22 protein-coding genes are annotated in these 21,067 nt (G+C 73.0%); 2 read left to right on the top strand and 20 right to left on the bottom strand.

The genetic code is table 11. The annotated features are described in order from the left end of the window. Positions 1-26: 26 nt before the first annotated feature. The 11 genes from JD276_RS01905 to tilS form a co-directional block, all read right to left on the bottom strand. Positions 27-755 (bottom strand): Rossmann-like and DUF2520 domain-containing protein, encoded by a 729-nt coding sequence (locus JD276_RS01905; protein ID WP_200113218.1) that lies wholly within the window; start codon positions 753-755, stop codon positions 27-29. Continuing rightward, positions 752-2,485 (bottom strand): PH domain-containing protein, encoded by a 1,734-nt coding sequence (locus JD276_RS01900; protein WP_200113216.1) that lies wholly within the window; start codon positions 2,483-2,485, stop codon positions 752-754. Before JD276_RS01900 ends, JD276_RS01905 begins: the two co-directional genes overlap by 4 nt. Beyond that, positions 2,482-3,072, bottom strand: coding sequence for a PH domain-containing protein (locus JD276_RS01895; RefSeq protein ID WP_307866394.1), 591 nt, complete (start codon positions 3,070-3,072; stop codon positions 2,482-2,484). Before JD276_RS01895 ends, JD276_RS01900 begins: the two co-directional genes overlap by 4 nt. A 114-nt stretch (positions 3,073-3,186) precedes the next feature. Then, positions 3,187-3,672, bottom strand: a complete 486-nt coding sequence (locus JD276_RS01890; RefSeq protein ID WP_200113209.1) for a DUF3180 family protein — start codon at positions 3,670-3,672, stop codon at positions 3,187-3,189. Beyond that, positions 3,665-4,222, bottom strand: a complete 558-nt coding sequence (gene folK, locus JD276_RS01885) for a 2-amino-4-hydroxy-6-hydroxymethyldihydropteridine diphosphokinase (protein WP_200113207.1) — start codon at positions 4,220-4,222, stop codon at positions 3,665-3,667. The genes JD276_RS01890 and folK overlap by 8 nt, the downstream gene beginning before the upstream one ends. After that, complete coding sequence (gene folB / locus JD276_RS01880; protein WP_200113205.1) at positions 4,219-4,617, bottom strand: dihydroneopterin aldolase; 399 nt, start codon at positions 4,615-4,617, stop codon at positions 4,219-4,221. Before folB ends, folK begins: the two co-directional genes overlap by 4 nt. Further along, positions 4,614-5,492 (bottom strand): dihydropteroate synthase, encoded by an 879-nt coding sequence (gene folP, locus JD276_RS01875; RefSeq protein ID WP_307866393.1) that lies wholly within the window; start codon positions 5,490-5,492, stop codon positions 4,614-4,616. The genes folB and folP overlap by 4 nt, the downstream gene beginning before the upstream one ends. Further along, the gene (gene folE, locus JD276_RS01870; RefSeq protein WP_200113203.1) at positions 5,489-6,064 is read right to left on the bottom strand and encodes a GTP cyclohydrolase I FolE; all 576 of its coding nucleotides are present in this window, start codon (positions 6,062-6,064) and stop codon (positions 5,489-5,491) included. Before folE ends, folP begins: the two co-directional genes overlap by 4 nt. Positions 6,065-6,070: 6 nt before the next feature. Further along, a complete protein-coding gene (gene ftsH, locus JD276_RS01865) occupies positions 6,071-8,242 on the bottom strand; it encodes an ATP-dependent zinc metalloprotease FtsH (RefSeq protein WP_200113202.1) in 2,172 nt (723 codons plus the stop codon). A 145-nt stretch (positions 8,243-8,387) separates the two neighbouring features. Beyond that, on the bottom strand, positions 8,388-8,948 hold the full coding sequence (gene hpt, locus JD276_RS01860) for a hypoxanthine phosphoribosyltransferase (protein ID WP_200113201.1): 561 nt from the start codon (positions 8,946-8,948) through the stop codon (positions 8,388-8,390). A 55-nt stretch (positions 8,949-9,003) separates the two neighbouring features. Further along, positions 9,004-10,011, bottom strand: a complete 1,008-nt coding sequence (tilS, locus tag JD276_RS01855; protein ID WP_200113200.1) for a tRNA lysidine(34) synthetase TilS — start codon at positions 10,009-10,011, stop codon at positions 9,004-9,006. A 172-nt stretch (positions 10,012-10,183) separates the two neighbouring features. Here tilS and ppa point away from each other — a divergent pair, with 172 nt between their 5' ends. Then, positions 10,184-10,675 carry an inorganic diphosphatase gene (ppa, locus tag JD276_RS01850; protein ID WP_200113194.1) on the top strand — a complete coding sequence of 164 codons (492 nt, stop codon included), beginning with the start codon at positions 10,184-10,186 and terminating at the stop codon, positions 10,673-10,675. Positions 10,676-10,799: 124 nt separating this feature from the next. Here ppa and JD276_RS01845 read toward each other — a convergent pair whose 3' ends face one another. Further along, entirely contained in the window at positions 10,800-13,514 is a 2,715-nt protein-coding gene (locus JD276_RS01845; RefSeq protein WP_200113192.1) for a helix-turn-helix domain-containing protein, read from the bottom strand. A gap of 329 nt (positions 13,515-13,843) precedes the next feature. Between JD276_RS01845 and JD276_RS01840 the strand changes: the two genes are divergently transcribed. Then, on the top strand, positions 13,844-14,962 hold the full coding sequence (locus tag JD276_RS01840) for a fatty acid desaturase family protein (protein WP_372432806.1): 1,119 nt from the start codon (positions 13,844-13,846) through the stop codon (positions 14,960-14,962). 75 nt (positions 14,963-15,037) lie between these two features. Here the strand turns inward: JD276_RS01840 and JD276_RS01835 are convergent, their stop codons facing one another. From JD276_RS01835 to JD276_RS01800, 8 genes are all read right to left on the bottom strand, one after another. Continuing rightward, a complete protein-coding gene (locus JD276_RS01835) occupies positions 15,038-15,454 on the bottom strand; it encodes a DUF4190 domain-containing protein (RefSeq protein ID WP_200113190.1) in 417 nt (138 codons plus the stop codon). Between the two features lie 28 nt (positions 15,455-15,482). Beyond that, positions 15,483-16,274 carry an EamA family transporter gene (locus JD276_RS01830; RefSeq protein WP_307866392.1) on the bottom strand — a complete coding sequence of 264 codons (792 nt, stop codon included), beginning with the start codon at positions 16,272-16,274 and terminating at the stop codon, positions 15,483-15,485. 74 nt (positions 16,275-16,348) lie between these two features. Then, positions 16,349-16,795: a MarR family winged helix-turn-helix transcriptional regulator gene (locus JD276_RS01825; protein WP_200113188.1), complete on the bottom strand. Its 447-nt coding sequence runs from the start codon at positions 16,793-16,795 to the stop codon at positions 16,349-16,351. Positions 16,796-16,854: 59 nt separating this feature from the next. Continuing rightward, the gene (locus tag JD276_RS01820; protein ID WP_200113186.1) at positions 16,855-17,262 is read right to left on the bottom strand and encodes a VOC family protein; all 408 of its coding nucleotides are present in this window, start codon (positions 17,260-17,262) and stop codon (positions 16,855-16,857) included. 74 nt (positions 17,263-17,336) lie between these two features. After that, on the bottom strand, positions 17,337-17,762 hold the full coding sequence (locus JD276_RS01815; RefSeq protein ID WP_200113184.1) for a helix-turn-helix transcriptional regulator: 426 nt from the start codon (positions 17,760-17,762) through the stop codon (positions 17,337-17,339). 39 nt (positions 17,763-17,801) lie between these two features. Further along, on the bottom strand, positions 17,802-18,902 hold the full coding sequence (locus JD276_RS01810) for an LLM class flavin-dependent oxidoreductase (protein WP_200113182.1): 1,101 nt from the start codon (positions 18,900-18,902) through the stop codon (positions 17,802-17,804). Next, complete coding sequence (locus JD276_RS01805; RefSeq protein WP_200113180.1) at positions 18,895-20,229, bottom strand: enterochelin esterase domain-containing protein; 1,335 nt, start codon at positions 20,227-20,229, stop codon at positions 18,895-18,897. Before JD276_RS01805 ends, JD276_RS01810 begins: the two co-directional genes overlap by 8 nt. After that, a complete protein-coding gene (locus JD276_RS01800) occupies positions 20,226-21,056 on the bottom strand; it encodes an ABC transporter ATP-binding protein (RefSeq protein ID WP_233615166.1) in 831 nt (276 codons plus the stop codon). The genes JD276_RS01805 and JD276_RS01800 overlap by 4 nt, the downstream gene beginning before the upstream one ends. Positions 21,057-21,067: the final 11 nt, after the last annotated feature.

Genomic DNA, 21,067 nt, shown 5'->3' with positions numbered 1-21,067 from the left:
GTGCGCGGGGGCGGGCCGCGAGCCGCCTACAGCGCCTCGTCGGCGTCGGGCTCGGCGGGCGCTCCCCCCGCGACCGCGAGCAGTTCCTCGTCGATCGCGGCTCGGGCGAGGCCGCCGACGACGCGGTCGGGCCGCTCGATCCCGAGCCCGCGCAGCGTCTCCGCGGCCTGCCGGACGACGGCGCGGGAGAACTCGACCGCCGCCGACACCGCCTCGGCGTAGGCCGGGCGATCCTGCTCGGAGACGATCACGGGCTCCGCCCCCATCTCGACCGCGAGCGCCTGCCCGATCGGCAGCACGGGCCCGGGCGCGGTGACCGCGACCGTGCTCTCGGCCAGGCGGGCGAGGTCGAGGCTCGTGCCGGTGAAGACCATCGCCGGGTGCAGCGCGAGCGGGATCACGCCGACCGAGAGCGCCGGGGCGAAGACGCCGTATCCGTGCTCGGCGGAGGTGTGGATGGCGATCTGCCCCGGCTGCCAGGCGGCGGTCTCGGTGAGGCCGTGCACCAGCCCGGGGAGTTCCGCTCCGGGGATCGCGAAGAGCACGAGCTCGGAGCGCCGCACGATCTCGGGCACCTCGAGGACGGGCACTCCGGGAAGCATCGATTCGGCGCGCTCCCGGCTCTCCTCGCCGAGCGCGCTGATGCCGGTGATGGCGTGACCGGCCCCCGCGAGCGCCCGGGCGAGCACGGGCCCGACCCGGCCCGCGCCGATGACGCCGATGCCCAGTCGACTCGCCTGCGCGGCGCCGCTCATCGCTGCTCCGGATCGACGCGAGGCGCTGGCTGCGCGGCGGCCCGCCGCTCGGCCTCGCCGCTCTGCACCCGCACGACGGCGTCGGCCAGCAGATCGAACACCTGCCTCGCGCGCTCGAGCTCGAGGCCGCGCATCTTCGTGTTCACCGGACCGAGGACGGTGTCGAACTGGATCGTCGCGAGACCGAGCACGCGATGCACGAGCGGCCGGTGGAGCTGCACGGACTGCGCCCGCAGGATCGGGGCCACCGTGAAGGAGCGGGTGAGCGCACCGCGGCGGATGCGGAGGGTCGCGCCCTCGTCCGCCCCGTGGTCGCCGCGCGCGCCGTCGACGCCGCGGACGCCGGCGCCGCCGCGCGCGCCGTCGACGCCGTCCACGCGGATGCCGGCGCGCCGCCGGCCCCACCACAGCACCCAACCGGCCCGCGGTCCCGCGCCGAGGTAGCCGTCTGCGGAACCGACGAGGCCGTCCCGCAGCCCCTCGGCCTCGTGTGCCTCGTCGCCGATGCCGGGCAGCAGCGTCTCGAGCACCCGGATCACGTCGGCCTCGAACCCGACCGGCAGCACGACGCCGCCCGCCTGGCTCTGGCCGCTCTCGGACGCCTTCTGCCCGGCTCTCGTGATGCGCACCTTCCACCAGCCGAACCTGCGCCAGAGGAGCGGCTGGCGCGCCTCGACGGCGTGGATGCGGCCGAAGGGGATGGTCTCGGTGCTGGTCGAGGTGAGGCCCGCACTCGTGCGCACCCCGTCCTCGGAGTGGGAGAGGGTGAAGTTGAAGCCCTTGTTGAACTGACCGAACGCGACGCCGACCATCACGACCAGGAGCGGGATGAGGCCCGCCAGGATCGCCCACTCCCAGACAGCCGCGGCGATCGGCACGGCCACGATGAGCACGACCGCGAAGATCACCTCCCAGCTGAGAAGGATGCTGCCGACGAGCCTGCCGACGGGAACCGAGACGAGCGCGCCCCGCTCTCGGGCGCTGGGGTCGATGTCGAAGTCGGCGAAGTCGCTGACGCGCTGCTCGAAGGCGCCGTGGGCCTGCGCGTACGGCGTGCCGTCGGCGCTCACCGCTGCCGCCGAGTCGGCGCTCACCGCGAACGCGGAGTCGGCGCCGGGCGCGGGCCGCCCGCCGCGCTTCGAGATCGCGGCCCGGCGGATGATCTGCTCGCGCACGGTCTTGGCGTCCTTGTGGCCGAGGTAGTTCAGGTCGACCTTGCCGCCCTGCCCCGCGGTCTGGATCTCGATCTGCGTGAGGCCGAGCGCCCGGGCGAGCAGGGGACGCTTCAGGTTGACGCTCTGGATCCGCTCGAGCGGCGCCCGCCGGTGCTGGCGGAACAGGATGCCCTTGCGCGCCTCGACCGCGTCGTCGCCGACGCGGTAGGTGTGGAACCGCCAGCTCAGCCACGCGAAGAAGACCACGAGCGCCACGAAGCCGAGCAGCCCGCCGATCACAGCGAGCAGGAGGCCCCGCTCGAGGATCGTGGAGAAGAGGTCGAGCACATCGCCGCCGTTCTCGGAGGCGGCCTCGCCGCCCACGAACAGCCCGATGATGCTGTCGCGGAGGTTGGCGATGATGACGCCCACGATGACGACGAAGATGAGCCCGCCCTGCAGCAGCGGCGAGAGCGGGTGCAGGCGCCGCCACCCCTCGGCGTCGGGTGTGCCCGGCAGCGTCTCCGCCCGCGGGATCGCAGGGGCGTCGGTGCCGTCGACCGGCCGCTCGTTCACAGCCCCGACCGCCGCGTCTCGGCGAGGTCGATCAGGCGATCCCGCAGCGCCTCCGCCTCCTCGGCCGGCAGCCCCGGGAGGTTCACGCCGGTCGCCGCCGAGGCCGTCACGAACTTGAGCGTCGAGAGCCCGAGGGCGCGCAGCAGCGGGCCGCGCGTCACATCGACGAGCTGCAGCCGCCCGTACGGCACCGCGATCACCCGCTCGAACATGATGCCGCGCCGGAAGAGCAGGTCGTCGTCGCGCAGCACGTAGCCGATGGCCTTCACCCGCCGGAACGCGAGCACGGAGTTCACGAGCAGCCCCACGACGCCGATGGGGAAGACGATGACCACCCAGAGCGGCGGCTCGGCGCCGGTGCTCAGCATGATCACGAAGAAGACCGCCACCAGGATCAGGTCGAACAGGAGGTTCAGCGCGAGGTCGGCCCAGGCGTACTTCGGCGAGACGCGGTGCCACTGCCCCGCGCCCGCCGGCCACCCGGAGCCGCCCGCGGCGTCGCCGGGGCCCGCCGCGGGCGGGTCCATCGCGGCCGGGGCCTCCGCTCGAACCGCGCCCTGCTCTGCTCCGCTCGCCTGTGTGTTCACGCCTCCACCCTACTGGCGGGCGCCGACATCGCCACGGGCGGTGCGCTCAAGGCGAACCGCTCCAGGCGAACCACTCAGGCAAACTGCTCACCCGAACCGCTCAAGGCGAACCGCTCAGGCGGGCTGGTCGGCGGCGTCCGCGTCGCGCTCCTCGTCGTCCGGAGGGATCCGGCAGAGGTGCTCGGCAATCACACCGCACACGACCAGCGCGACGCCCGAGGCGAGCACGAGCAGCATGGGCAGCCAGGTCTCCGTGGGCGCGGGCACGCTGCGGGTGAGCAGCGAGAGCGCGAGCCCGCCTCCGAATCCTCCGAGCAGGGCCCCGGCGAACTGCCCGGCTCGCGCCGCCGCCAGGATGCGCACCGCCGTGAACGGGTTGACGTTGCCGCCGGTGTCCCGGGTGGTGGCGCGCCGCAGCACCAGCCCCAGGGCGAGGATGCCCACCGCCAGGATCAGGATCGTGACCGGCAGGGGGATCGGCGGGACCAGCGGGGGCCGGCCCCTCGAGGAGAGGAAGAACTGGACGAGCAGGCCGGTCGCGACTCCCGCGGCGGCGAAGGCGAGCACGGTGAGCGGGGAGGTGCGGTCGACCCTACGCACGAGCGGCTCCCCCGTCGGCGCATCGGTCCGCTCCGGCGTCTGAGACCCCCGGATCGAAGGGGGAGGTCGTGTCGCCGAGCGCGGCGAGCAGACGGTCGACCCGGCCGTGGCCCATGAGCACGGCGTCGGGATCGAGGTCGAGCCACGGGGCGAGCACGAAGTCGCGCTCGTGCGCGCGCGGGTGCGGCACCGTGAGCCGATCGTCCTGCACGACGCGCCCCCCGTACAGGATGAGGTCGATGTCGAGGGTCCGATCCCCCCACCGCAGGTCGCGGGTGCGACCGTGGCGCTGCTCGATCCCCTGCATCACGTCGAGCAGCTCGTGGGGACTCAGCACGGTCTCGGCCGCGGCGACCGCGTTGAGGTAGCGCGGGGCGTCGGGATCCGGACCCTCCAGCGTGAGCGCGACGGTTTCGCGCATCGGCGAGGCGCGCAGATCGCTGATTCCGGGCGTGGCGGCCAGCTCGGCCTGCGCCGCCAGGATCGTCTCGCCGCGATCCCCCAGATTCGCGCCGAACGCGAAGAGCACGGGCACCACCTGGGCGATCATCCCGCCGTCTCCCCTGCCCGCCTGACGACCGTCACCGACACGTCCCGGAAGGTCGCCGCGATCGGCGCGTCGGGCTTGTGCACGGTGATCCTGGCGGCCTGCACCCCGGCGAAGCCCAGGGCCACGCCGGCGACGCGCTCGGCCACGGTCTCGATGAGGTCGACGGGGTCCTCGGAGACGGCGCGCACGATCGCCTCCGCCAGCTCGCCGTAGTGCACCGTCCGCTCGAGCGAGTCGCCGGACGCGGCGGCGCGCAGATCGACGGTCAGCTCAGCGTCGACGAGGAAGCGCTGCCCCCGCTCGCGCTCGAAGTCGAAGACGCCGTGGTGCGCGAACACCTCGAGCCCGGTCAGGGTGATCCGGTCCGCAGCGGGATCCTCTGCGCGCGCGCTCATTCCGCACCTCCGGCCTCGGTCGTCGCCTCCGTCTCCGAGGCTACCTGTCGGCCACCCGCCGACCAAGCCGCCGCGACGGCCAGTGCCTGGACGCTGCCCGCGACGTCGTGGACGCGCACCCCCCACGCGCCGGCCCTGGCCGCCAGGGCGCTCACCACCGAGGTCGCGAGATCGCGCTCGGCGGGCGTCGACGCGGATCCGTCGCCGCCCGCCGAGGCCAGCGCCTCCGCGATCATGCGCTTGCGCGAGGCGCCGACGAGCACCGGGTAGCCGAGCTCGAGCAGCTCGCCGAGACGGGCGAGCAGCTGCCAGCACTGCGCGCCCGTCTTGTCGAAGCCGAGGCCCGGATCGAGCACGATGCGCCCGGGATCGACGCCGGCCCCGATCGCGGCCTCCGCCTGGACGGCGAGGGCGTCGCGCACCTCGACCACGACGTCCGCGTAGTCGGACCGGCGGTGGCCGGGATCCGGCACTCCGCGCCAGTGGCCGATCGCGAAGGTCGCACCGTGTTCGGCGCTCGCCCACGCCGCCGCATCGAGCATCGCGGGGTCGTGGGTGCCGCCCGAGACGTCGTTGACGATCGCGGCGCCGGCTGCGACGGCCGCACGCGCCGTCGCGGCGTGGATCGTGTCGATCGAGATGCGCCGGCCCTCGGCGGCGAGCTCGCCGATGACGGGCGTCACGCGCCGCAGCTCCTCCTCGAGGGGAACGGCGACCGCTCCGGGCCGTGTCGACTCTCCGCCGACGTCGACGATGTCGGCGCCCAGCGCGAAGAGCTCCCGTCCGCGCCTCACGGCCGCCGCCGCGCTCTCGAACCGCCCGCCGTCGCTGAACGAGTCGGGCGTGACGTTGAGCACGCCCATCACGAGCGTCACTGCGCGGCACCGATCAGGGCCATCACCTCGGCCCGCTCGGCCGGGTTCGCGAGCGCGCCGCGGGAGGCGACCGTCACGGTGAGCGCCTCCCGCTGCTGCACCCCGCGATCGGTCACGCACCCGTGGCTCGCCTCGAGCACCACGAGCACCCCCTCCGGCGCGAGCGCGTCCTCGATGGTCTGCGCGATCTGCTCGCCGAGGCGCTCCTGCACCTGGGGCCGAGCGGCGAGCGCGTCCACCACTCTGGGCAGCGCGCTCAGCCCCACGACCCGGGCGCCCGGGCGGTAGGCGATGTGCGCCCGGCCGCGGAAGGGGAGCAGATGGTGCTCGCACACCGACCGCAGCGCGATGTCACGCAGCAGCACCAGCTCGCCCGTGTCCGACCCGACGGGCACGGCGTCTGCGAGATGCACGGCGGGATCCTGCCCCACCCCCGAGAAGAACTCGGCGTAGGCCTCGGCGACGCGGGCCGGCGTCTGCGCGAGCTCGGGGCTGTCGGGGTCGACGCCGATCGCGCTCAGCAGCTCGCGCACCGCCGCGGCGACCCGCTCGCGATCCACGTTCTCGGCCATGCCGCGCTACCGCCCGGCGTCGCCGTCGTCGTGCACGCCGAGATTGCGGGGCGGCGCACCGGGCTCGTCGAGGGTTCCGGGCGCACCCGGATTCCGCCGCTCATCGGCGGAGCCGGCACGATCCGAGTCCCCGGCACCGCCGGCGTCACCGTCGCGCTCACCGTCCCGCGTACCCTGCTCGCCGCCGCCGGTCTCGCCGTTCCCGGCCGGGTCGCCGTCGCTCGCGTGCCGATCGTCCATGCGCAGCGCCGCCGGCACCTCGATCGGGGGGATGTCCGAGACCGGGCGGCCCGTGTTCGAGAGCCAGGTCGGCCGCACGGGCAGCTTCTCCACGTCGCGGAAGATCTCCGCGATCTGGTTGTGATCGAGCGTCTCCTTCTCGAGCAGCTCCGCGGCGAGGCGGTCCAGGATCCCGCGGTTCTTCACGAGCACCTCGTACGCCTCGTCGTGCGCCTGCTCCAGCAGCGCACGCACCTCGGCGTCGACCGACACCGCCACCCCCTCGGAGTAGTCGCGGCTCTGCCCGAACTCGCCGAGGAACGCCCCCGGCTGGCCCTGGCCGAGCTTGACCGGGCCGATGGAGGCCGACATGCCGTACTCGGTGACCATCTTGCGGGCGGTGCCCGTCGCCTTCTCGATGTCGTTGCCGGCGCCCGTGGTCGGGTCGTGGAACACCAGCTCCTCGGCGACGCGACCGCCGAGCGCGTAGGCCAGCTGATCCTGCAGCTCGTTGCGGGTGACCGAGTACTTGTCCTCGAGCGGGATCACCATCGTGTAGCCGAGCGCGCGGCCACGGGGCAGGATCGTGATCTTCGTCACCGGGTCGGTGTGGTTCAGCGCCGCCGCCACCAGGGCGTGACCGCCCTCGTGGTAGGCCGTGATCAGCTTCTCCTGATCCTTCATGACGCGGGTGCGTCGCTGCGGGCCGGCGATGACCCGGTCGATGGCCTCGTCGAGGGCGCGGTTGTCGATGAGCTGCGCGTTGGAGCGGGCGGTCAGCAGGGCGGCCTCGTTCAGCACGTTCGCGAGGTCCGCACCCGAGAAGCCGGGGGTCTTGCGGGCGACGACGTCGAGATCGACGTTCTGCGAGAGCGGCTTGCCCTTCGCGTGCACCTCGAGGATCTTGCGCCGACCGGGCATGTCGGGGGCGTCGACGCCGATCTGGCGGTCGAAGCGGCCGGGGCGCAGAAGGGCGGGATCCAGCATGTCGGGCCGGTTGGTCGCCGCGATCATGATCACGTTGGTCTTCGGGTCGAAGCCGTCCATCTCGACGAGCAGCTGGTTCAGCGTCTGCTCGCGCTCGTCGTGACCGCCGCCCATGCCCTGGCCCCGCCGCTGGCCCACGGCGTCGATCTCGTCGACGAAGATGATCGCGGGCGAGTTCGCCTTGGCCTCCTTGAAGAGGTCGCGCACCCGGCTCGCGCCCACGCCGACGAACATCTCGACGAAGTCGGAACCGGAGATCGAGTAGAACGGCACGCCGGCCTCGCCGGCGACGGCGCGCGCGAGCAGGGTCTTGCCGGTTCCGGGCGGCCCGTAGAGCAGCACGCCCTTCGGGATCCGGGCCCCGACCGCCTGGAAGCGCGTCGCGTCCTGCAGGAAGTCCTTGATCTCGTGCAGCTCCTCGACGGCCTCGTCGGCGCCGGCGACGTCGGCGAAGGTGACCTGCGGCGTCTCCTTCGAGACGAGCTTCGCCTTGTTCTTGCCGAACTGCATCACGCCGCGGCCTCCGCCGGCCGACATCGACGACAGCACCCACCAGATCAGCAGGCCGAAGATCAGCAGCGGGAAGAGGAAGCTGAGCAGCGACCAGATGGGGTTCGGCTGCGGCACCTGATCCGTGAAGCCGTCCTCGGGATCGGCGTCGGCGACCGCCTGCACGATATCGTCGCCGCGCTGGGAGACGTAGTAGAAGAAGACCTGATCGGTGGCGAGCTCCTTGTCGACCTTCGTGAGCTCGAGGTTCACGCGCTGATCGCCGTCGATGATCTCGACGGCCTTGACCTGCTCCTTCGCGAGCATCTCGAGACCCTCCTGGGTCGAGACCTCTCGCGTACCGCTGCCGGACAGCAGTGACCACCCCAGCAGCACGATGAGCGGAGCCAGGATCAGGTAGAGCAGCGGACCGCGCAGCAGCTTCCTGGTCTTCGAGGTGTTCTCCGAGGTCTTCTCAGCCAAGTCTGAGCCTTTCTGCACGCGCCGGGGCTTTGATCCGGAGACGGATCCCCGACACAGTAAGAGTAGTAGCTGCCTCCCCGCTTGGCCCTGAGTGTATGCCAGGGGCGTAATCCGCGCCCGGCCCGCGCCTCGATCCCGCGCCCGCCTACGCGTCGCCGCCGTAGACGTGGGGGGCGAGGATCGCGACGTCGCGCAGGTTGCGGTAGTCCTCCGCGTAGTCGAGGCCGTAGCCCACGACGAAGTCGGCCGGGATGTCGTAGCCCACGTACTCGACGTCGAGCTGCACCTTCATCGCCTCCGGCTTGCGCAGCATGGTGCAGATCCGCACCGAGCGCGCGCCCCGGCTCGCGAGGTTCTCCTTCAGCCACGAGAGCGTGAGGCCCGAGTCGATGATGTCCTCGACGATCAGCACGTCGCGGTTCGTCAGATCGGCGTCGAGATCCTTCAGGATCTTCACGACGCCGCTCGACTTCGTCCCCTTTCCGTAGGAGGAGACGGCCATCCAGTCCATCTGCGCGTGGAAGCGGAGCTCGCGCGCGAGGTCGGCCATCACCATGACCGCGCCCTTCAGCACGCCCACGAGGAGCGGGGGCTCCTCGGCGTAGTCGGCTTCGATCTCGCGCGCCATCTCGGCCAGGCGTGCGTGCAGTTCGGCCTCGGTGTGCAGCACGACGGTGAGGTCGTCGCCCAGGTGTTTCGCGTCCATCCCTCTACTGTACGGCGTTCCCCGGCCGCTCCCGGCCGGCCCCGCCCCGACCCGCTCAGCGGTGGGCGGTGAACACGATGAGCCCGCCGGATCGGGCGACCGAGATGCCCGGCACGTGGATCGGCCCCTGCCCCCGCCAGTCGGTGACGAGGGCGGAGATCGCGAGGGTGTGCTCGCGGCTGAGGTGCGAGCCGAACTCCGCGGCGGCGACGGCGCGGATGAGGCGGTGCCGCAGTGCGGCCGGATTCGCCGCGAGCGCTGCGACCGACACGGCGATGCCGGCTTCCGCGGGCTCCACGATCTCCTCGATCGTCTCGGCGACCATGTCGTCGAAGGCCTCGGCGTCCTCCCGCGCGAGCTCGGCCGTGCGGGCGAGCGCGGCCGCGATCCCGGGCCCCAGCTCGGCCTCGAGCACGGGCAGGATCCGATCCCGCACCCGCACCCTCGCGTAGCCGGCGTCGCTGTTGTGCGGATCCCGCCACGGGCTCAGCCCCTGCGCCGCGCAGGCCGCCTCGGTGGTCGACCGGTCGAGCTCCAGGAAGGGGCGCAGGATCGGGCCGCGCCGCCGCGGGATCCCCGCCAGGCTGCGCGCACCCGAACCGCGGGCCAGCGCGAGCAGCACCTGCTCGGCCTGGTCGTCGCGGGTGTGCGCGGTCAGGATCAGCCGAGCGCCGAGCCCCGACCGCACCCCTTCGAGGGCGGCGTACCTGGCCTCCCGCGCGGCCCCCTCGGGGCCGGCCTCGCTGTTGCCGGGAACGCTGACGCGCTCGACCGTCACGGGGTCGAGGCCGAGGCCGCGCGCCGCGGCGGCCGCCTCCTCGGAGACGCCGGCCGAGTCGGGTTGCAGCCCGTGGTCGACGATCGCGGCCCCGGCTTCGAGGCCGAGCCTCGGCGCTTCGAACGCCACGGCTGCGGCGAGCGCGAGCGAGTCGGCTCCACCCGAGAGGGCGACGAGCACGAGCCCCTCCCCCGCCCCGGGTGCGCTGCCGGCGCCCGCGAGCGCCTCGCGCACGGCGCGACGGGTGCGCGCGACGGCGGGGTTGAGGCGCGGGAGGCGGGTCACGTCCCCACGGTACCTCCTCCGGCACGACCGGGCGCTCCGCCCGCAGCCGGGAGCCGCGGAGATCCCGTCGGGTAATCTGGTGCCTGCCAGCGACACCGCGCTCGCACGGGATCCCGAGCCACGGGACGCCTGCACGATCCACGATCACCGATCCACGAATTCAAGGAGCAGCATGACCGCCGCATTCGATGCCGTCATCGAGATCCCGAAGGGGAGCCGCAACAAGTACGAGGTCGACCACGAGACCGGCCGCGTGTACCTCGACCGCGTGCTCTACACGGGCTTCGTCTACCCCGCCGACTACGGCTTCTTCGAGGAGACCCTGGGCGAGGACGGCGATCCGCTCGACGTGCTCGTGCTGCTCGACTACCCCGTCTTCCCCGGCGTCGGCGTGAAGGTGCGCCCCGTCGGCGTGCTCAAGATGAGCGACGAGGCCGGCGGCGACGACAAGGTCATCGCGGTGCAGCACAAGGATCCGCGCTGGTCGCACATCCAGGACGTGGCGGACATCCCCGAGTACACCCGCAAGGAGATCGAGCACTTCTTCGAGCGCTACAAGGATCTCGAGCCGGGCAAGTGGGTCAAGGTCGACGCGTGGGGGTCGGCCGCCGACGCGGAGCAGCTCATCATCGAGGCGCGCCAGCGCCTCGCCGACCAGCACTGAGGCGGATGCGAGGCGCGAGGAACGAGTGCCTCGCAGGCAGCAGCGCCTCGCGGACGAGCACTGAGGCGCGCCTGGCGCACCTGTCTCCGGGCGAGCCGAGCCTGCCGGAGACGGGTGCGCCCGATCAGCCGCCCTCGCGCTCCCGCGCGAACCAGAGCCGGAGCTCCTCCCGGCTCGTCACGCCGAGCTTCGTGAAGGCGTGCGCGATGTGGGCCTCGACGGTGCGCGGCGAGAGGTGGAAGCGCTCGGCGACCGCGCGGTTCGAGTAGCCGAGCGAGACGAGCAGGGCGATCTCCCGCTCGCGGGCCGAGAGCTCGGGGGCGACGGGCGGCGGCGGCCAGACCCCGAGCTCGGCGAGCACCCGCACGTCGGCGCCCTCCCAGACGGGCCCCTCGGGCTGCCGCACCAACCGGGAGACGTGGGTCAGGAGCGCTGCGGCGACGGGCGAGTCGCTCTCGGCGGCGAGCTCCTCCACGCGCGGCAGATGGTCGGCGGCGGAGCGGGGATCCTCGGTGACCCAGACGTGCAGGGCCCGCAGCTCGGAGAGCTCGAGACCCTCGTTCGCGGCCCACTCGACCGCCTCGCGGGCGTGCTCGACGGTGTCCGGATCCCGGATCCACTGGCGCGCCGAGAGCACCAGCCTGCGCAGGTGGCCGCCGGCGGCCTGCGCGATGCCCGGCATGGGGATCTCGGCGGCGCGGATCGCGCGGGCCGCCGCATCGCGCTCCCCGAGCGCGGCGAGGGCGAGGGCGAGAGCGGCGTGGGCGAGCGGGGCGGCGCCGTACAGGTCGCGCTCGCGCAGCCGCGCCAGCACCCGCTCGGCGCGCTGAGCGGTTCTCCGCCATCTCCCCTCCTGCAGCGAGAACAGCACCTCCCCGATCTCGACGAGGCCCGTGTAGTGCGCTTCGGCGTGCACGTCGGCGGTCGCGCGCTGCTCCATCTCCTGCAGGATGTGGCGCCCGGCGCCCGTGCTTCCGCTCGCCCAGTAGGCGAGGAACCAGCAGATGCCCTGCAGCTCGGCCATGTCGTCGCGCGGGCGCTCGCCGAGCGCGGCCAGGGCGCGAGCCTGCTCGGCGCTGAGCACCCCCTCCCGGATCCTGCCCCGCTGCTGCAGCAGCAGCGCGGAGACCGCGCGGGCCGGCGATCGCGCCCACTCGATGCCGAGCTCGGTCGTGATGCCGGGATCGGGACAGTGCTCCGCCGCGGCTCGCAGCTGGCCCGTGTAGGCGAGCATCAGCACCCGCGCGCTGCGCAGCATCTCCACGGCGATCGGCTGCTGCAGCGTCGCCTCGACCCGGTCGAGCTCGGCGAAGGCGGCTGCGGCGCGATGCTCCCGCAGCGCACCCTCGATGAGGAAGAGGTGCAGGCTCGCCCAGAGCGGCTCGGTCATGCTCGTGGCGTCGTCCAGCGCGCCCGGCCCGGCCTCCGCGGAGCCCGGAGGGGGAGCCTCGGAGAGGACGTTCCGGATCAGCGCGCTCGCGCGGAGCAGGCTGACGCGGTCTCCGAGCAGGCGGGAGATGCGACCGGCGTGCAGCGCCGCGATGCCCGCCCTGCCCGCGTCAGCCTCGGGATGCGCGGCGATCTCGAGGACGATCCGGAGGATGAGGCGCGGATCGCCGCCCCGGCTCAGGATCTCGAAGGCCGTCCAGAGCCAGTGCAGCGACAGGGCGCGACCGGAGTCGAGACCGAGCGCGACCATGCGCAGCAGCAGCTGCGGACGGCCCGTGGGGTCGACGGTGCCGCGATCGGCGTCGAGGGCGCGGAAGAGCGCGTCGCTGATGTCGGCTCGCCGCGCGGGCGGCATGCGGACCCGCAGGGCCGCCGCCATCAGGGGGTGCGCGCTCTGCAGGGCGATCTCGCCGGTGGGGCGCATCCGCGAGACGATCATCCCCCGGTCGAGCAGGGAGGCGATGCTCTGGGCGTCGAGCTCCCGCAGCAGGGCGGTCTCGAACAGCGGCTCCGCCTGGGCGAGCACCTCGAGCGTGCGCAGTTCCGCCTCGCTGCACCCCTCCTCGACCAGCGCCGCGAGCTCCTCCGGCACGTCGTCGTCCCCCGGATCCGCCCAGATCACGCCCCTGCTGCGCTGGAGCCTCCCCCGCCGCTCGAGGGTGAGGGCGAGCACGCTCAGCGCGTAGGCGTTGCCTCCGGTCGCCGCGTGCCAGCGGCGGAGCGTGCTCTCCTCGATGAGTTCGCCGCCGAGCAGCTCGGCGAGATACCTGCCGCTCTCCGCCGGGCTCAGGGGCTCGACGACGATCCGCTGCACCCTGGGGCCCTGCGTGATGCGGTCGGCGGCCCGGCTGAGGTTCCTGGCCGTCGCGATGACCCGGGCCCGTCGGGATCGGACGAGGGCGTCGAGCAGGTAGGCGCTCAGAGGCGGATACTCGTCGACGGCGGGGGCGACGATCACGGGCTCCCTGCCCTCCGCGGAGGCCACGATCACATCGACCAGGCGTGCGGCGAGCGCGGCGGGATCCCGCACCTCGAACCCCTCCCCGGTCTCGGCGGCGTCGACGCCGCCCGTCTCCGCCGCGCCGAAGATCTGCGGGAAGTGGAAGCCGAACACCGTCGCGATGCCGCTCGTCTCCGGCGGGGGCGGCGACATGATGGTCACCGCGGTCGGCTCTCCGAGGCGGTCCGCGAGCCCGTACGCCGCCTCTTCCGCGAGGCGGGACTTCCCGTTCCCCGATTCGCCCAGCAGCAGCACCGTGCTGCCCGGCTCGAGGATCGCCGAGATCACGCGCTCCACCCGCTCGGGAGCGGATCGAGCCCCGTAGTGGCGCGCGGGATCCGCCGCCGCCTTCTCCCAAGTCGGCGCGCCCTGCTGCTGTGCGCGTCCCATGTGCGTGTTCCCCGGTCCCGACGCGGCGATGCCGCGCCGACACTTCAGAAGTGTACGCCGTACAACAAGATTCCCTCAGTGGCGATACCGAAAATTGATCATCAGATCATCGAGCAAACCGAAGCAAATGATAGGAACGACGACGCATCCGGTTGCGGCCCCCGCTTTCGCCGGGGAGGCCCCGTCCCGATACCCAGGGCCGCGGAGGTGTGCATCTCCTGGGCATTCCGGCGCATGCACCTGCGACCCCGTAGTCTGAGGGCAGCGATCGGCAGCCGCCTTTGGCTCTTCCCGAAGCCCCGGCTCCGCCGATCGAAACGGATTCCCCCATCGTCACCACGCAGCTCCCGGAAGGCCGTCTCGGTCCGCTCCGCAAGACCAGCCGGCCCGCCTACGCGACCACGGACACCTTCCCGAAGGTCGCGCGAGCCTACACCCAGGTGTCGCAGGCAGTGCGCGAGAGCGGCCTGCTCAGGCGGGCCGGGTGGTTCTACGCCTCCGTGGGCGCCCTGCTCGCGGTCGGATTCGGAGGCGCGATCACCGGCTTCGTGCTGCTGGGTGACAGCTGGTTCCAGCTGCTGATCGCCGCGGCGCTCGGCCTGCTCTTCACGCAGGTCGCCTTCCTCGCACACGAAGCGGCTCATCGCCAGATCCTCAGCACGGGCCCGGCGAACGACCGGCTTGCGCGGGCACTCATCGGCTTCGTCGGTATGAGCTACTCGTGGTGGGATTCGAAGCACACCCGGCACCACGCGAATCCGAACCGGGTGGGCAAGGATCCCGACATCGAGGTCGACACGATCTCGTTCCTCGAGGAGGACGCCGCCGAGGCGCGGGGCCTGCGCGGGATGATCACCCGCAGGCAGGGATGGCTGTTCTTCCCGCTGCTCACGCTCGAGGGGCTCAACCTGCACTACCTCGGCGTCAAGCATCTCGTCTCGCCCGGTCCGGTGAAGCAGCGCTGGACGGAGCTCGGCATGATCGCCGCTCGCTTCGCGCTGCTGCTCACACCGCTCTTCCTGTTCCTCCCGATCGGCATGGCCTTCGCGTTCCTCGGGGTGCAGCTCGCGGTCTTCGGCGTCTACATGGGCGCGTCATTCGCTCCGAATCACAAGGGCATGCCCGTGATCGCGCACGACGCGAAGCTCGACTTCTTCACCAAGCAGGTGCGCACCTCCCGCAACGTCTCGGGCGGATGGTGGGCGACAATACTGATGGGCGGCCTCAACTACCAGGTCGAGCACCACCTGTTCCCGAGCATGCCCCGCCCGCACCTCTCGAAGGCTCGCGAGATCGTGCGCGAGCACTGCGCGACCCTCGGCGTTCCCTACACCGAGACCACGCTCTGGCGCTCCTACGGGATCGTCATCGCGTACCTCAATCGCGTCGGGCTCGCGGCGGGCGACCCGTTCGAGTGCCCCGTGACGGCGCAGTACCGCAGGGCGTAGTCGCTCGGAGACGAGTTCGCCTCCGAGTCGACCGGAGGACCGGCCCCGATCTCGCCGCTCCCCAGCTTCCGAGGGTCAGGAGTAGTAGGGCGATCCCCCCGCGACGCTGCCGATGCCGAACAGGAAGAGCGAGACGAGCAGCGGGAACCCGATCGACATGGCGATCGTCACGTAGCCGGTGATCAGCCCGGTGATCGCCTGCCCGCGCCCCGAGATGCCCGGCACCTTCGAGCGGTTCAGCCCGAAGTGCCCGATGATCACGGCGGGGACGCCGCAGAGCAGGCCGAGCACCCCGAACACGAAGCCGACGAACGGGATCCACGCCCAGATCGCGAACAGCAGGCCCACCACGCCCACGATCATCGAGGCGATGGCGAGTCCGTTGCTCGAGCTCGGCACCTGCTGCAGGTAGTACGGCTGCTGGTACTGCGGAGGCTGGTACTGGGGCGCCTGGTACTGCGGGGACTGGTTGCCGGGGGGCGGGATCGTCATGCTCCCAGCCTAGCGAAGACGCGAGCGGTCACACCCGCCGCGAGGTCGCGATGACCCCGGCGCTCGCCGCGGTGACGAGCGCGAGCGCGACCACCTGGGCCGTCGAGAGGCTCTGCTGCAGCACGATCAGGCCCGCGAGCGCGGCGACGGCGGGGCCGAGGCTCGAGAGCACGCCGAAGACGCGCGAGGACATCGTCTTCAGCGCGGTGAACTCGAGCGCGTACGGCAGCGCCGAGGTGAGCAGCGCGACCCCCGCGAAGACGACGAGCAGCCACGGGTCGGCGCCCACCGCTGCGACGGCGTGCCCCGCCCCGAAGGGCACCACCACGAGCGCGGCCACGATCATCGCCACGGCGAGCCCGTCGACGCCGCGCACGCGGGGTCCCAGTCGCGACGAGGCGACGATGTACATCGCCCAGAACGCTGCGGCGCCGGCCGCGAGCAGCAGGCCCGGCAGCGAGAGCGCCTTGCCTGGATCGAAGCCGAGGAGTGCGACGCCACCGACGGCGAGGAGCACCCACGCGACGTCGAGCGGGCGACGGATCCCCGCCGCCGCGACGGCGAGCGGGCCGAGCAGCTCCACCGTCACGGCGATGCCGATCGGGATCTCGTCGATCGCGAGGTAGATCAGGGCGTTCATGCCGCCGAGGCCGGCGCCGAGGACGAGCGCGCCGATCCAGGTGCGCAGCGTCCAACCGCGGACGCGCGGCCGGACGGCGAGCGCGAGGATCGCAGCCCCGAGCGCGAGACGGAGCGCCGCGGCCCCGAGCGGGCCCAGACGCTCGAAGTACGCGCCGGCGAGGGCGTTGCCGAACTGCACGGAGAAGACGGCTGCGACGACCAGCAGGGTGGCGGGAGGGCGCCGCGCGGGTGCGGCGCCGGAGGTCGGTTCGGTCAGGAGTCCAGCGCCCTTCTGCTGGCCTCGATGACGCGCACCATCGACGAGTGCAGCTCGGTGAGCTCCTCGACGCTCATGCGGAGCCGCCTCGCCATCTCCACGGGCACCTGCTCGGCCCGGGAGCGGAGCGCGAGGCCGTCGGGGGTGAGCGAGATGTCGAGCCGCCGCTCGTCCTCGAAACTGCGCTGCCGCCGCACGAGGCCCTGGCCCTCCAGGCGCTTGATGACCGGGGAGAGCGTCGACGCGTCCTGGTGGAGCATCTGTGCGAGCGGACCGAGCGCGAGCGTGCGGTGCTTCCACAGCGCGAGGAGCACCAGGTACTGCGGGTGGGTGATGCCGAGGGGATCGAGCGCGGGCTTGTAGGCGGCCACGATGTTGCGCGAGGCGACGGTCAGCGCGAAGCAGACCTGTCGCTCGAGCGCGAGCGGGTCGTCGGGACTCATCCTCCCATTTTCCCTCTTGAGCGGGAGCGCGTCTACGGTCGATCCGCCCGGATTCGCGCCTACGCCTGCTGGATCCGCAGCATGTTCCCGGCCGGATCCCGGAGCGCGCAGTCCCGGGCGCCCCACTGCTGGTCCATCGGCTCCTGCACGATCTCGGCGCCCGACGCCTCCAGCCTCGCGAAGGTGGCGTCCAGGTCGTCGGTCGCGAGGTTCACTCCGAAGTAGCTGCCCTTGGCGACGATCTCCATCAGCGTCCGCCCCTCCTCCTCGGTGAGCCCGGGGTTCGCGAGCGGAGGGTGCAGCACGATGGCGGTGTCGGGCTGGTTCGGCGGTCCGACCGTGATCCAGCGCATGTCGCCGGATCCCACGTCGAGCCGCACCTCGAAGCCGAGCGCGTCCCGGTAGAAGGCGAGCGACGCCTCCGGATCGACGAGGGGCAGGAAGCTGTTGCTGATCGTGATGCTCATGGCCTCACGATATGCGCACCGCTGCCGCGGGCGCTTCTCGATTCCTGACGGGTTGCCGGGGCGAGGGATCCGGATCAGGCGGAGGGCGGCCTCCGGATCGGCCGCGCGACCTGCCTGACGATGCACGGGGCCATCCCCGCGAAGGCGTCGGCGCCCGACGCGCGGTACTCGCTGGGCGGCACTCCGACGAGCTCGGTGAAGCGCAGGCTGAACGTGCCGAGCGAGGCGTACCCCACGATCAGGCAGATCTCCGTGACGCTCAGGTCGCTCTCGCGCAGCAGGATCATGGCCCGCTCGATCCGGCGGGTCATCAGGTACGAGTACGGGGATTCGCCGTAGGCCCGCTTGTACTGCCGGCTCAGGTGCCCGGCGGACATGTGCGCCCCGCGGGCGAGTTCCTCGACGTCGAGGGGCTCGGCGAACTCGCGGTCGATGCGGTCGCGCACGCGGCGGAGCGCGACGAGGGTGCGCAGATCCTGCGCCCGGGCCTCTGATGCCATGGGTCGATCATGCCGTACGCGGCCGAGCGACCGCATCCCTCACCGCAGGCCGAGGTGCTCGCGCAGCCCGCGTCCGGCGTACGCGTCGCGGAAGAGACCCTCCGCGGCGAGCGCCGGCACGACCTCTCCGAGGAACAGCTCGACGGATCGCCACGATCCGCCGGCGAGCGCGATGAATCCGTCGATCGCACCGGTCTCGGCGCGAGCCGCGATGGCGGCGACGGCGTCACCGGGCGTGCCGGTCACCGCCCAGTGCGCGGGGCCGCGGGAGGCGCGCTGCGCGTCCGCCGCGCGCTCGGCCTCCGCCCGGCTCTCGGCGAGCGTCACCACGAGCCCGGGCAGGAATCGCACGGCGTCGGCGGGTCGACCGGCGCGCTCGGCGGCGGCGCTCAGCGCGGCGCGCTGGGCGACCGCATCCGCCTCCGTCGCGGCCACGGCGAAGACCGCGTCCGCCGTCGCCCCGGCGAACGCGATGCCGGCCGCGGACCCGCCGGCCTGGAAGAGGGGCGGGTCGCCCGACGGGTGGGCGGCGACGGTGAGCGGCCCGGCGACGCTGAAGTGCCCGTCGTCGCGGTCGACCGTCCGCACCCGCCGCGCCTCCGCGAACCGGCCCTCCGCACGGTCGAGCAGCAGCGCCTCTGCCGGGTAGCGCCGCCACAGCTCGCGAACGGTGTCGACGAAGGCGCGGGCGCGGGCGTAGCGCTCCTCGGAACCGGGCGGGGTGCCGAGACCGTGGTTGGCCCCGCCGCCGAGCGCGGTCACCGCGTTCCAGCCGGCCCGTCCCCCGCTGAGCCGATGCAGCGACATGAGCTGGCGCGCCGCCGTGTAGGGCGAGGCGAACAGGGTCTGCACCGTCGGCACGACGCCGATCCGCGAGGTCCGCGCGGCGAGCGCCGTGACGAGGGTGTGGGAGTCGTGGGTGCTGAAACCCGGCGAGCGGTCGAGCACGCGCGGGTCGAGGTGGCCGGCGTCGGGCGCGAACAGGAAGTCGAGGTGCGCCGCCTCGGCGGCCGCGGCGAGGTCGGTGAACGGCGCCAGGTCGAACAGCTCCTCGACCCGGCTGTCCGCGGCGCGCCACGCCTCGCCCCGCAGCCAGGTGGGCGAGACGGCGATCCCGATGTTCAGGCCCGCACTAGTCACGCCGCGCCACCTCGACCGTCTCGCGCAGCAGCTCCGGCAGCGTGGTCGACCAGCAGGCCTCGTCGTGCCCGCCGTCGAACTCGCGGTACGAGATGCGGTCGCAGGATCCCGCGAGGGCGTCGCGCAGCCGCCGGGTCGGCTCGAGCAGCACCCACTCCTGCAGGCCCACCTCGAGCGACACCGTGCCGAGGCCGGGTTCGCTCTCCCGGATCGAGCGGGTGAGCCACTCCGCCCCGCCCGGCGCGTCCGGGTGCGGCCACCAGAAGGATCCGGACTGGCACACGGACACGCCGAAGCGCTGCGGCGCCGCGCACTGGGCGTAGAGCGCAGTCAGCCCGCCGAGGCTCTGCCCGACGATCCGCGTGCGGGCGGGCTCCGAGGTCAGCGGCGCCCCGAAGAGCCGCTCGGCATCGGCGCCCGCGCGGTCGAGCACGCGCACCAGGTCGGCGACGAGCTCGGGCGAGCAGGTGAGGTCTTGCACTCGCTGCTCCATCGGCCCCGACCCGACGAGCAGCGCGATCGTCGGCGGCAGCACCTCCGACGCCTGCCAGGCGTCGAGGGCGGCCGCCGAGTCGAGCCAGCGTTCGCCGTCGAGCAGCACGAGCACCTCCCACTCGTCGGGCGGCGGGCCGGCGGGGATGTGCCACCACAGCGCGGCGCGGCGCTCGTCTCCGACGGGCACGATCCGCCCGGGGGTCTCGGCCGGGCGCAGCGGGATCGGCGCCGGAGCGCTCGGCCCCGCGGCGACGGACGGCAGCGGCCCGCCGATCCGGGCGGTCTCGCGGGCGAGCGGATCCGGTGCGGCGTAGTACTGCAGCTCGTACCACTCCTCGACGCTGCGGCGCCCCGCCGTGTCGGTCACGGCGAGGGACCGCGCGCGGCGCTGCTCGATCAGCGCCCTCCTCGCTTCCGGCGGCTCGGGTCTCGGGCCCGCCTGCGCGGCGATGGCGTAGCTGCCGCGCCAGGCGGAGCCGAGACGGAGGCTGAGCCACCAGAGGTCGGTGCCGGGCAGGTGCTCGAAGAGGGCGTGCTCGAGCGTCTGCGGGTCGGCGATCTTGTTGCCGAGCAGTGCGACCCGCTCGGTTCCCGGCGCTCCGCGGTGCACGAAGGTGTAGGTGCAGGATCCGCCGGCCTCGTCCTCGATGAGCGGTGCGCCGACGGCCGCGACCTCATCCCAGAACGCGGCGAGCCGGTCGGCCCCGGGGAAGGCTCCGAGCGCGTCGACGCGGGGGCTCCGCACGCGCGGAACCGGATCCGGGCGGGCGACGTGCGGGGGCACCGCCATGGTCGTCGGCCCCTCGCCGCGCGGCGGCACGGGGAAGCTCACGACTCGCTCCCCCGCTGCTGCCTCGCCCGGGGCACGACGAGCGGGCGGCCGGTCTCCGGGTCCTCCAGCACGATCGCGTCCAGCGCGTAGGCCCGCTTGAGCACGGCGGGCGTGACGACCCGGGACGCCTCGCCCTCGGCGATGATCTCCCCCGCGTGCATGGCCACCATGTGGTCGGCGTAGCGCGCGGCGAGGTTGAGATCGTGCAGCACCGCGACCACCGTCCGTCCGCGAGCGGTGAGGCGGGCGCACAGCTCGAGCACCTCGATCTGGTGCGCGATGTCGAGGAAGGTCGTCGGCTCGTCGAGCAGCAGGATGCCGGTCTCCTGCGCCAGCGCCATCGCGATCCACACCCGCTGACGCTGGCCGCCCGAGAGCTCGTCGACCATGCGGTCGGAGAACTCGCGCATGCCGACCTCCTCGAGCGCGTCGGCGACGATCCGCTCGTCGTCGTTCGACCACTGCCGCAGCAGGCTCTGATGCGGATAGCGGCCGCGCGCCACGAGATCCCCGACGGTGATGGCGTCGGGCGTCACCGGCGACTGGGGCAGCAGGCCGACACGACGGGCGAACTCCTTGCTGCGCAGCTCCCCGATCGCGCGGCCGTCGAGCACGACTCGTCCCGCGTCGGGCCGCAGCATCCGCCCGAGCGCCCGCAGCAGCGTCGACTTGCCGCAGGCGTTGGGGCCGACGATCGCGGTGAACCCGCCGGTGGGCACCGCGAGGTCGAGCCCGTCGATCACGGGGGCGGCGTGGTAGCCGACGCGGAGGGACTCGGCGGACAGCGTCGGGACGTTCATGGTGGCGATGGCCTCTTCCGGATTCATGGCGGGCGGGT

The organism is Leucobacter chromiisoli (assembly GCF_016522505.1).
Lineage (GTDB): Bacteria > Actinomycetota > Actinomycetes > Actinomycetales > Microbacteriaceae > Leucobacter > Leucobacter chromiisoli.
This window is presented reverse-complemented; position numbering and strand designations above follow the sequence as displayed.